Raw genomic sequence first — 11397 nt, 5'->3', positions numbered from 1 at the left:
GCCGTCCGGCATACAGAATTCGTCCACCACGCCTCCAGAATCCGTCGCCTCCACAGAAAGTCCCTCCCTCCCACACACGCCCCAGCCCCCGGAGACACACACGTGCCGCGATTAACTCATTTCGTTATCGGAACAACAATCTTCGTCGGCGTAAACCACTTCTCCCTCGCCGGACAGGCGCGCGGACAGACAGCCCACACAGCCGATCTCCCCGCCGCCGATGAGCAGGTGATCGTGACCGGCACGCGCGATCCGCATCAGACAGCCCGCAAAAGCACCAGCCCCATTCAGGTCGTTACCGCAAAACAGCTCGCCGCGACCGGCCAGAGCGACATCCGCGACGCCCTCATCCAGCTCGCCCCGTCCATGACCCGCTCGGACATGAATATCGGCAACTCGAACATGACCGACGCCATCAGCCTGCGCGGCCTCACTCCCAACCAGACACTCGTCCTCGTCAACGGCAAACGCCGCCACACCACCGCCGTCCTCTCCACCTACCAGGGGCCCCAGCAGGGCACCAGCCCCGTCGATATCGACCTCATCCCCGTCTCCGCCGTCGATCACGTCGAAATCCTCCAGGACGGCGCCGCCGCGCAGTACGGATCGGACGCCATCGCCGGCGTCGTCAACATCATCCTCAAACACGATACCAAAGGCCTCCAGGCCCAGGCCATCAACGGCGGCTATTACGCCGGCGACGGCTTCACCTCCGGCGAATCCCTCAACTGGGGCACCTCCCTCGCCGGACGCGGCTTCTTCGACCTCAGCGCCGAATACAAATACATGGACCACACCTCGCGTGACGGCATCGACAACCGCACCGGCGTGAAAGACAACTTCCTGCTCGGAAACCCGCGCCAGATGCGGGAAACCATCGGCTACAACATGGGTTTCCACATCACACCGGATATCGAGCTCTACTCGTTCTCCACCTTCGGCCACCGCGACGGCGAAAGCATGCAGTATTTCCGCCCGTCAACCGTCATGCCCTCGATGTACCCCGAAGGCTTCAGCCCCCAGATCACCCTCGGCGAAAACGATTACAGCGTCACCGTCGGTTTCCGCGGCACAAAATTCGACTGGGACTGGGATGTCAGCACAACCTACGGCGGAGACAATGCCACAATCGGCATGCTCAACACCGAAAACCCCTCCCTCATCGCCGATTTCGGCTCCTCCCCGTCCCGCTTCAATAAAATGATGACCCTCAGCAACACCCAGTGGACGACAGACGCCGGCCTCCGTCACGCCTTTCACGTGCCGTTGCTGGCCGCACCGCTGAATTTCGCGATCGGCGCGCAGTACCGTTACGACAGCTATCACATCGGCGCCGGTCAGTACGGCGCCTGGTACGGCGCCGGCCCCGCCGCCGATCACGGCCTGAGCCCGCAGAACGCCTCCGACAGCAACCGCGACGTCACCGCCGGCTATATCGATCTCTCCACACAGCTCCTGCCAAAATGGCAGGTCGATTTCGCCGGCCGCTTCGAGCACTACACAGACGCCGGAGACACCGAAACCGGCAAGGTCTCCTCCCGCTACGATTTCAACAAATACTTCAGCCTGCGCGGAACAGTCAGCAACGGCTTCCGCGCCCCGACCCTCGCCGAGGAAAACTGGTCCAGCCTCGCCGTCTCCCCCACCGGCGCCAGCGGCTTCCTCCCCGTCGGCTCCGTCGCCGCCCGCCAGCTCGGCGCCCGCCCCCTCAAACCCGAACGCTCGACAAACTTCAGCGCCGGCTTCGTCCTCAACCCCGTGCGCGACCTGCACATCACCTTCGACGCCTACCAGATCGACCTGCGCGACCGCATCATGGTCGGCGGCGTCTATAACGGTCAGCAGGCCATCGACGCCCTGAACGCCGGCGGCTTCGGCCTCCCCTCCGACCTCGTCGCCTCCGCCGTCAAAGCCCAGTATTTCGCCAACGTCGCCAGCACCCGCACCCGCGGCATGGACATCACCGCCTCATACCGGACCGCACTCGGCAATTACGGCAGCATCGACTGGGACCTCGCCGCCAACTTCAACCAGACCAACATCCGGAAAGTCGATAAGGACTCCACCGGCAAGGACCTGATCAACGCCCAGACCCAGGGCTACATCACCTCATACACACCCCGGAACAAACTGATCTTCGGCGGCACATGGCATATGGGAAAATGGGATTTCACCGCTCACGAAATCCGTTACGGCCGCGCCACCTCGCAGCTCGAATACTACACCGGCCCCCTCGCCTACTCGAACACCCAGTTCATGCGCTTCGTCAACAGCCCGCGCTTCCAGACCAACCTGATGCTGGCCTACCAGATCAACCCGCAATGGCGCGTCGCCCTCGGCGCCAACAACATCGGAAACGAAAAACAGAAAAAGATACCAGCGGAATTCCGCTATCTCGGAACCGCGCTCTATGATTACGATATCCAGCAGATGGGCTTCAACGGCGGCTTCTATTACTTCCAGGTCAACCTGAAACTCTGATCACCGAAACCCGGAAAGCGGAACCCGGCGAACCAGGCACAAAGGATACACGATGACAGACGCCTTCGTCTCCCGCCTCGCCAGAATGGCCGTCACCCTGGCGATCGTGTCCGTCACCGGTTTCCTCCTGCTCCATCTCGCCCCCGGCGACCCGCTCGCCCAGTTCGCCCTCTCCCCCGGCATGACCGCCACCCAGCTCGGCGCCATGCGCCACCAGATGGGCCTCGACGCCGCCCTGCCACTGCAATACCTGCGCTGGCTCGGCGCGCTGCTGACCGGAGACTGGGGCCGCTCCTTCCGCGACCACCAGCCCGTGCTCACCATCATCCTCGGCCATCTCGGCGCCACCCTCGAACTCGCCGGCACCGCCGCCCTCCTCGCCATCTGGACCGGCGCCGCCGCCGGGCTGTACGGCGCCTTCCGCCAGGGATCGCGCGCAGACCACCTCATCACCGTCGCCTCGATCATCCTCCTCTCCATCCCGACATTCTGGTTCGGACTCGTCTTCATCTCCCTCTTCTCCGTCCGCCTCGGCTGGCTCCCCTCCGGAAACATCCACACCGTCGGCGCCCCCTTCTCCCCCGCCGACTACCTGAAACACCTCATCCTGCCCGCCACCGTCCTCGCCCTCGCCTCCGCCGCCACCTGGTCACGCTACACACGCAACGCCGTCGCCGACGTGCTCGGACAGGACTTCATCCGCACCGCCCGCGCCAAAGGCCTCTCCCCCCGCAAAATCCGCTCCCGCCACGTGCTGCGAAACGCCCTCCTGCCCATGATCACCCTCGCCGGCCTCCAGTTCCCCACCCTGCTCAGCGGCGCCCTCGTCACCGAAACCGTCTTCACATGGCCCGGAATCGGCAGACTCTTCCTCGATTCACTCGAATACCGGGATTACCCCGTCGCCATGGGCATCCTCATGTTCTCCGCCGTCCTCGCCACCGCCGGCAGCATCGTCACCGACGCCCTCTACACCGTCGCCGACCCCCGCCTCCGCCAAGCCCGCCCCTGACCCCTGAACCCCTGAACCCCGCGCCCCTGCCCCCCGAAGAAAAACACGCTCCGGCGACAAACACACCCGAAACGGCACGAAGAAAAAAGAACCCCGATTTGAATACAGTCCGACGCCTCCTGAAAATACGCACCGCATCGGCCGGCCTCGTCCTCGTCGCCCTGCTCGCCCTCGCCTGCGTCCTCGTCCCCCCGCTCCTGCCCCGCGGCCCCCTGCAGATCGACCTCCACCACCGCTTTCTCCCCCCGCTCTCCGGCATCCACCCCCTCGGCACCGACGAAATCGGCCGCGATATCCTCGCCCGCCTCCTCGCCGGCGCCCGGACCTCCCTGCTCATCGGCCTCTCCGCCATGGCCCTGAGCACCGTCACAGGATGCATCACCGGCGGCCTGACAGGATTCTACGGCGGCTGGACACGCATTATCCTCATGCGCCTCGTCGACGCCGTGCTCTGCTTCCCCACCATCTTCCTCCTGCTCACCCTCGCCTCCTTCGGACAGCCAGGCGCCGCAACCATCATCGGCATCGTCTCCCTCGTCGCCTGGATGGAAGTCTCCCGCGTCGTCGACGGACAGATCCGAGCCCTGCGCGACCGCGAATTCATCGTCGCCGTCGAAGCCATGGGCGCCTCCGCGACCCACATGCTCCTGCGCGAATTCCTGCCGAACATCGCCGGCGCCATCGTCGTCGTCTCAACCCTGAACGTCGCCCGCGCCATCCTGATGGAAGCCTATGTCAGCTATCTCGGAAACGGCATCCAGCCCCCGCAGCCCAGCCTCGGAAACATGCTGAACGACGCACAGGAATATCTCAGACCCGACCCCTGGCTCGCCATCCTCCCCGGCATCGTCATCGCCATCGCCGTCATCGGACTGAACTTCATCGGCGACGGCCTCCGCACCGCCCTCGACCCCCGCCAGAGCAACGCGTCAGGCAGCCGCCGATGACAAAATCCCCCACCGGACATACCGCCTTCCCTGGGGCCGTCCCCGGAGCCGCCCCTGAAGCTGTCCCCGGTCCGGCCTCCGCCCCCCTCCTCTCGGTCCGCAAACTCGCCGTCACCTTCACGCAGTCCTCCGGACCGGACATCCCCGCCGTGGAAGGCGCCTCCTTCGACGTCCGCCCGGGCGAAACCATCGCCCTCGTCGGCGAAAGCAGCTCCGGCAAAAGCGTCACCGCCATGGCCCTCATGGGCCTGCTCTCCTCCGGATCAGGATCGGGCGCCGGCCCCGTCATCACCGGCCAGGCCCTGTTCCGGACCAGCGACGAAAACACCGTCGACCTGCTCTCCCTGCCCGAACCCGCCCTGCGCGCCATCCGCGGCCGCGACATCAGCATGGTCTTCCAGGACCCGATGACCAGCCTGAATCCCGTCCTGACAATCGGTGAACAGATCAGCGAAGTTCTCATGACGCATGACGGCCTCTCCCGCCGGCAGACCCGCGCCCCCGTCATCAGCCTGCTGACCCGCGTCGGACTCCGCAACCCCGAAGACCTGATCTCGCGCTACCCCTTCCAGCTCTCCGGCGGCATGCGCCAGCGCGTCATGATCGCCATCGCCCTCGCCTGCCGCCCGCACCTCCTCATCGCCGACGAACCCACCACCGCGCTCGACGTCACCGTGCAGGCCCGCATTCTCACCCTGCTCAGACAGCTTCAGGCCGAAACCGGAATGGCCATCATCTTCATCACCCATAATATCGGCGTGGTCGCGCAGATCGCCGACCGCGTGGTCGTCATGTATTCCGGCCAGATCGTCGAAAGCGCCCCCGTCCGCGACGCCCTCGACACCCCCCTGATGCCCTACAGCCGCGTCCTGTTCCGCACCGTCCCCACATACGAGGCCGTCCTCGCCCGCCGCCGGCACCTGCCCACCATCCCCGGACACGTCCCCGACCCCCGCCACCGGCCACAGGGCTGCACCTTCCACCCGCGCTGCACCCATTTCGTCCACGGCCCCTGCGACACCTTCCGCCTCTCCCCGGAACACGCCACACCGGACCACGAAGTCCGCTGCGCCCGCTGGCGGGAGATCGCCCGTGACTGAATCCCCGCTCACTGAGTCTCCGCTTCTCGACGTCCGCAACCTGACAAAAACCTACACGCGCAGAAAAGGACTTTTCGGAAAAAAGGAAACCTTCATCGCCCTGGACGACGTCTCCTTCAGCGTCCGCGCCGGCGAGGTGCTCGGCATCGTCGGAGAATCCGGCTCCGGAAAAAGCACCGCCGGACGCGCCATCGTCAACATCCTGAAACGCACATCCGGCGATATCCGTTTCGAAGGCGCCGACCCCGCCACCATGGACAAACCCGCCCTGCGCGCCTTCCGCCGTCGCGTGCAGATGATTTTCCAGGACCCCTACGCCTCACTGAACCCGCGCATGACCGTGGAACAGCTTCTCCGCACCCCGCTCACCATCCACAACCTGACCGCCACACCAGAGGAAGACCGCAAAAAACTGGTCACCGCGCTCGATCTCGTCGGCCTCCCCGAAACCCTGCTCGGCCGCTACCCGCACGAATTCTCAGGCGGCCAGCGCCAGAGACTCAACATCGCCCGCGCCCTGATGCTGAACCCCGCCCTCGTCGTCGCCGACGAAGCCGTCTCGGCCCTCGACGTCTCCGTGCAGGCCCAGGTCGTCAACCTGTTCATGGACCTGCGCGAACGGCTCGGAATCGCCATCGTGTTCATCGCCCACGACCTCCCCGTCGTCGGCGTCATCTCCGACCGCATCGCCGTGATGTATCGCGGCCGCATCGTCGAACTCGGCGAAACCCTCGCCCTCTTCACCCGTCCCCGCCACCCCTACACCGCCATGCTCCTGAACGCCGCCCCGGCCCCCGACAGCACCGCCATCAGCGCCTCCGGCGGCATCTCCGGCAGCCGTTGCACCAGCCATCCCGGCATCAGCATCTCCGGAGACAGCACCTTCACGGGCGGCACCCCCATCGGTAGCACCCCCATGGGCAGCCACGCCCCGGGCAACCACGCCCCGCACACCGGCGCTCCCGCCACGGAACAGCCCCCGGAAGACGAACCCGCCGACGTCACCACCGGCTGCGCCTTCCGCCCCCGCTGCCCCCACGCCATCGCCGCCTGCGCCGTGGAAAAACCGCCCGTCCGCACCCTGCCCGACGGCCACATGACCGCCTGCCTGCGCGACGATCTCGTCATCGACGGCCCCCTCGCGGGGAAATCCCCCGCCCCGGAACCCTGTTATCGCGAACGGAACACATCCCATGGGACCTGAAGTCGTCACCATCGACAGCGACACCACCCTCCCCGCCTCCACCGACATCGTCGTCATCGGCGGCGGCATCGTCGGCGTCAGCGCCGCCCTCGCCCTCAGCCGCAAAGGCATCGCCGTCACCCTGTGCGAGAAAGGCCGGATCGGCGCCGAACAGTCCAGCCGCAACTGGGGCTGGGTCCGGAAAAACGGCCGCGACGCCCGCGAACTTCCCCTCATGCTCGAAAGCATGCGCCTCTGGCACGGCCTCGCCCCGCTCGAACACGCCGATACCGGCTTCAAAGTCACCGGCGTGCTCTCCGTCGCCCTCACCGACGCCGATCAGGCGCGCCACGAGCGCTGGGCCGAAAACGCCCGTATCTGGCAGACCGGATCGCGCGTGATCGGCACGGCGGAAATCGCAAAACTCCTCCCCGGCGCCACGCGCGAATTCCGCTCCGCCCTCTACAACCCCACCGACGCCCGCGCCGAGCCGCAGAAAGCCGCCCCCGCCATCGCCGCCGCCGCCCGCGCCCGCGGCGCGCACATCCTCCAGTCCACCGCCGTGCGCGGCCTCGATATCACCGGCGGCCGCGTCACCGGCGTCTTCACCGAAAAAGGCCGGATCGCCTGCAACGGCGTCATCGTCGCCGGCGGCGCCTGGTCGCGTCTGCTGCTCGGCAATCACAATCTCACCCTGCCGCAGCTCAGGGTTCTCGCTTCCGTCGCCCGCACCTCACCGATCGAAGGCCTCCCCGAGACCAGCGCCTACACAGGCTCCGTGGCATTCAGAAAACGGGATGACGGCGGCTACAATTTCGCCCAGTCCGGCACCGTCGTCGCCCCCGTCGTCCCGGACACGTTCCGCTTCCTGCCGAAATTCCTCCCCGCCCTCAAAGCCGAACGACGCTCCCTCAAACCACGTCTCGATCACCGCTTCATCGAAGCCCTCCGCCAGCCCCGTCACTGGGCCATGGACCGCCCCACCGTCTTCGAGCGCGTCCGCACCCTCGACCCCGCCCCGGTCGACTCTCTCCTGAAACAGGCCGAAGACGCCTTCCGCGCCCTCTTCCCCAGGGCCGCCGGGATGACAGTCGTGCAGAAATGGGGCGGCATGATCGACGTTCTTCCGGACGCCATCCCCACCATCAGCCCCGTCCCCGACCTCCCCGGCCTCACCGTCGCCACCGGCTTCTCCGGCCACGGCTTCGGCATCGGACCCGGCGCCGGACAACTCGCCGCCGACCTCGCAACAGGCGCCACACCCGCCGTCGACCCCACCCCCTTCCGCTGGAACCGCTTCACAGACGGATCACCCCTCCAGATCGATGTCGGATTCTGAAAGAGCGTGATGAGATGGAGGAGTGTGTGGCCGGGGGTTCTTCTTTTTCTGAAGAAAAAGAAGCAAAAAGACTTTTGTTTGTTGCGATGCCCGCTCTGCCTGGAAAGTTTATTTCAACAATGTGTTTCTGTTTCCGGACTTCGCCCGCACTCTCCGGAGCAACGCAATTCTCAAATCACCTCACAACAAGGTTTTGATAAAAACAAAAGTTTTTGGGTGCCGCCTTTTTTCAAAAAGGCGGCGTCTTCAGAAGCTTTTTGAAAAAAGCTTCACCAAAAACTTCTTTGAAATTTATCAGGATGTTTCACGAACAGGATTCTGAAACAGTCTCACGGAGAGTATGATGCCCTATATGAGCGCCGGCCATATCAGTCAGACAACCCATCCTCATCAGTCCAGCCTGCCGGGAAAGTAAAACAAATCCGGAAATTTCCATTTTATGCTCCCGCCTCACCAGCAGATGAACGACCGCAGACGGCGAAGATCCCGGTGCAGCGTGCATAACACTCTCCAGCCCTCCACCGGCCTCAGACAGAGCCCATCCCACCGTCCCCGGTCCGCTCCGACACCCTGCTGATCCGGACCGTCCCCGGATCTCCCGGCCAGAACACCAGGAAACGCCCATGCAGACTTTCCGAAACCATCCGCTCAGTCGCAGAAGCTTTACCAGCCGTCTCGCCGCCTCCCTCCTGCTCCCCGCCGGTGCGGCGGGACTGACACCCCGTCCGCTGCGCGCCGCTCCCCCGCACGAACGACGCGGCCGTGTCGTTGTCGGACTGTCGCAGGAACCCACCGTCTTCAACCCGCTCTTTCCCCATATCGAAGTCGATGACGGCGTTCACATGAACCTGTTCAGCCCGCTCTGGTCCATCGACAATACCGGCGCCTTCGTCCCCGAACTCGCCGCCGCCATCCCCACAACGGAAAACGGCGGCATCTCCGCCGACGGCACCTTCTGGCGGATCACACTCCGCCCCGACGTGTTCTGGCACGACGGCGCCCCCTTCACCGCCGAGGACGTCCGGTTCACTCTCGCCCTGCTCCACGACCCGGATTTCCCGGCCTATTCCCGCTCCGGCCACGAGCTGACAGAAGAGATAACCGTCACCAGCCCGACAGAAATCACATGGCGCATGAAGGAAAATTCCGCATCCTACATCTCCGCGCTCGCCAATATGTTCATCGTTCCGTCCCATCTGCTCGCCCATGAGCACAACTGGAACACCTCCTCCTTCTCACAGTCCCCGGTCGGAACCGGCCCCTTCCGCTGGGAAAGCCGCATCCCAGGCGATCAGATCACCCTCTCCGCCAACCCGCGTTATTACCGCCCGGACGAGCCGCATATCGAAACCCTGATCTTCAAATACATCCCCGACCAGACAGCTCTTTTCACACAGTTCGAAGTCGGCGCCATCGATTATCTCGGCATGCAGGGCATCGCCCCCGACCGGTACAGGGAAGCCCTCGCCCTGCCGCCAGGCCACCGGATCGAACTCGCCCCCGCCGCCGCCACGGGCGTCATCGCCCTCAACCTCGGACGCCCCTGTTTCCAGGACCCCGCCGTTCGCCAGGCCCTCTATCTCGCCCTGAACAAGGAAGAAATCATCGCAATCCTTCTCGAAGGGATCCCGCATGTGACGGAATCATACGTCCCCCGCGAGTCCTTCTGGTTCAGCCCGGATCTCCCCGCCCACCGCCACGACCCCGCCCAGGCCCGCGCCCTGCTCGACGCCGCCGGCTGGCGCCCCGGCCCGGACGGCGTACGCAGCCGGAACGGCGTCCGTCTCGAGTTCAGCAACTCCTCCACCTCCGGAGACCCGCTCCGCCAGCAGATCCAGCAGGTCATGCAGGCGCAATGGCAGGAAATCGGCGCCGCCATGTCCCTCCACGACGCGCCCCCCGCCATCACCTGGGGCACATCCTGGACACACTCGCAGTTCGACTCCGCCCTCGTGGAAATCGATTTCATGGTCGGCGCCGATCCGGAATGTTCCCTGCATTTCGACAGCCACCAGTCCGTCGCCAGAGGGGGCACCGGCGGCAACGTCTTCCAGTACGCCTCCCCCGAAGCCGACCGGCTCATGGCCGCAGGCATGCACGAACAGGACAGAATGAAACGCCGCGACATCTACCGGAAGATCCAGGCCCTCATCCGCCAGGACCTCCCCATCCTCCCCCTTTACCAGCGCAGCGCCATCGAAGGCATAAAATCCGCCCTCACCGGCTACGCAAACAACATCAACGTCCGCTCAAACTGCTGGAACATCCGCTCCTGGTACTGGACCTGAAACGCCACGGGGCTCTACAAAAAGCCGCAGACTCTCTGTTTCCCTTCCTGAAGAAATAACACGGCAACAAACCAGACCGCGCCCGCCAGCCGCCTTCACAGACTCTCCGGCGCAACCGCGCCGATAAGAGACTGTTTCAAAAGCCTGCTTGCGAAACTTTCCTTGAATCACAAAGAAGTTTCTATTGAAGATTTTTCCGGAAAGCTTCAGGGAACGCCGCCTTTTTGAAAAAAGACGGCACCCAAAAACTTTTATTATTTTTTTTCAAAGGCTTGTCGTGGTGCGCTTTTTTGAGGCTGACTCAAACGAGCGGATAAGTAGGACAAAAAGCATAATATTATTCATATATTATGAAAGGTTTTACCCCGGTGAGGCTTTTGAAACAGCCTCTTACGGTTTCAACAGCACGGGGAACCACCCCGGAGCCGGATAAGCGCCGCTCCCGGTCCATGAAAACACCCTGCACACTTCAGGATTTATCAAAACAGCTCTCAGAGATGCAGCATCACACCACTCACCACCGGACGGAAACACAACCCGAATTCCGGCAGCAGTTGGCCTCCCGATGAGCTGGCATCCTTTTAAACCTGAAAGCCCGATCACCCCGCCTCTCCCCTGCTTACAGGTGAAAGCCGGCACCACCATCATATACAGAAAGAAAAACGTTAAAGCCCTGCTCCGGCACAGAACTTCAACAGGCATTCCGATTCACCGCCTCACGTCCCCGCCTGCGGCACCAGTTCAGCCTGCCCCCTGGCCGACCCGACCTCATCCGGCATGGCCTCCCTGCGCCGCCCCCGGCCTTCACTCCTGTGAAAACGTTTCTTTCTTCTGCAGCTTCTCCAGTTCCGCTTCGGCCCCGGCTTTGTCCGTGAATGAACGGATCAGTTCGTCCTCATGATAGATTTCCCAGCGAACTGTCCTGCCGGACTCATCCCTGATTTCCTCAATGCGATATTCAGACATTCATCATTCCTTCCGATGACGTCCGGGCAGCAGAACAGACGGGCTGCCCGTCATCCATTTCCCGGCATCAGAGCAAGCAGA

The 11397-nt window shown here is 63.9% G+C and carries 9 protein-coding genes; 8 read left to right on the top strand and 1 reads right to left on the bottom strand.

Annotation, left to right across the window (positions count from 1 at the left end; genetic code table 11):
- Nucleotides 1-102: 102 nt before the first annotated feature.
- From GOB93_RS22100 to GOB93_RS01035, 8 genes are all read left to right on the top strand, one after another.
- Entirely contained in the window at nt 103-2481 is a 2379-nt protein-coding gene (locus GOB93_RS22100) for a TonB-dependent receptor plug domain-containing protein (protein WP_338422257.1), read from the top strand.
- A 52-nt stretch (nt 2482-2533) separates the two neighbouring features.
- Nucleotides 2534-3493, top strand: coding sequence for an ABC transporter permease (locus GOB93_RS01065; protein ID WP_173581671.1), 960 nt, complete (start codon nt 2534-2536; stop codon nt 3491-3493).
- A 98-nt stretch (nt 3494-3591) separates the two neighbouring features.
- A complete protein-coding gene (locus GOB93_RS01060) occupies nt 3592-4440 on the top strand; it encodes an ABC transporter permease (RefSeq protein ID WP_173581670.1) in 849 nt (282 codons plus the stop codon).
- On the top strand, nt 4437-5540 hold the full coding sequence (locus tag GOB93_RS01055; protein ID WP_173581669.1) for an ABC transporter ATP-binding protein: 1104 nt from the start codon (nt 4437-4439) through the stop codon (nt 5538-5540). Before GOB93_RS01060 ends, GOB93_RS01055 begins: the two co-directional genes overlap by 4 nt.
- The gene (locus GOB93_RS01050; RefSeq protein ID WP_173581668.1) at nt 5533-6744 is read left to right on the top strand and encodes an ATP-binding cassette domain-containing protein; all 1212 of its coding nucleotides are present in this window, start codon (nt 5533-5535) and stop codon (nt 6742-6744) included. The genes GOB93_RS01055 and GOB93_RS01050 overlap by 8 nt, the downstream gene beginning before the upstream one ends.
- Nucleotides 6734-8062: an NAD(P)/FAD-dependent oxidoreductase gene (locus GOB93_RS01045; RefSeq protein ID WP_173581667.1), complete on the top strand. Its 1329-nt coding sequence runs from the start codon at nt 6734-6736 to the stop codon at nt 8060-8062. Before GOB93_RS01050 ends, GOB93_RS01045 begins: the two co-directional genes overlap by 11 nt.
- Nucleotides 8063-8086: 24 nt before the next feature.
- The gene (locus GOB93_RS01040) at nt 8087-8323 is read left to right on the top strand and encodes a hypothetical protein (protein WP_173581666.1); all 237 of its coding nucleotides are present in this window, start codon (nt 8087-8089) and stop codon (nt 8321-8323) included.
- A 362-nt stretch (nt 8324-8685) separates the two neighbouring features.
- Nucleotides 8686-10350, top strand: coding sequence for a peptide ABC transporter substrate-binding protein (locus tag GOB93_RS01035; protein ID WP_173581665.1), 1665 nt, complete (start codon nt 8686-8688; stop codon nt 10348-10350).
- 804 nt (nt 10351-11154) lie between these two features.
- On the opposite strand, the gene GOB93_RS01030 is transcribed toward GOB93_RS01035, so the two are convergent.
- The gene (locus GOB93_RS01030; RefSeq protein ID WP_173581664.1) at nt 11155-11316 is read right to left on the bottom strand and encodes a hypothetical protein; all 162 of its coding nucleotides are present in this window, start codon (nt 11314-11316) and stop codon (nt 11155-11157) included.
- Nucleotides 11317-11397: the final 81 nt, after the last annotated feature.

Origin of the sequence: Acetobacter musti, assembly GCF_011516835.1 — a bacterium.
GTDB lineage: Bacteria > Pseudomonadota > Alphaproteobacteria > Acetobacterales > Acetobacteraceae > Acetobacter > Acetobacter musti.
The sequence above is the reverse complement of the archived record's forward strand: the minus strand, read 5'-3'. Positions and strand labels throughout refer to the sequence as shown.

What these genes read in the sequence shown, in the direction of transcription:
- GOB93_RS01065 (WP_173581671.1), top strand. Translation starts at nt 2,534, where the DNA reads ATGACAGACGCCTTCGTCTCCCGCCTCGCCAGAATGGCCGTCACCCTG.
- GOB93_RS01055 (WP_173581669.1), top strand. Translation starts at nt 4,437, where the DNA reads ATGACAAAATCCCCCACCGGACATACCGCCTTCCCTGGGGCCGTCCCC.
- GOB93_RS01045 (WP_173581667.1), top strand. Translation starts at nt 6,734, where the DNA reads ATGGGACCTGAAGTCGTCACCATCGACAGCGACACCACCCTCCCCGCC.
- GOB93_RS01035 (WP_173581665.1), top strand. Translation starts at nt 8,686, where the DNA reads ATGCAGACTTTCCGAAACCATCCGCTCAGTCGCAGAAGCTTTACCAGC.
- GOB93_RS01030 (WP_173581664.1), bottom strand. Translation starts at nt 11,316, where the DNA reads ATGTCTGAATATCGCATTGAGGAAATCAGGGATGAGTCCGGCAGGACA.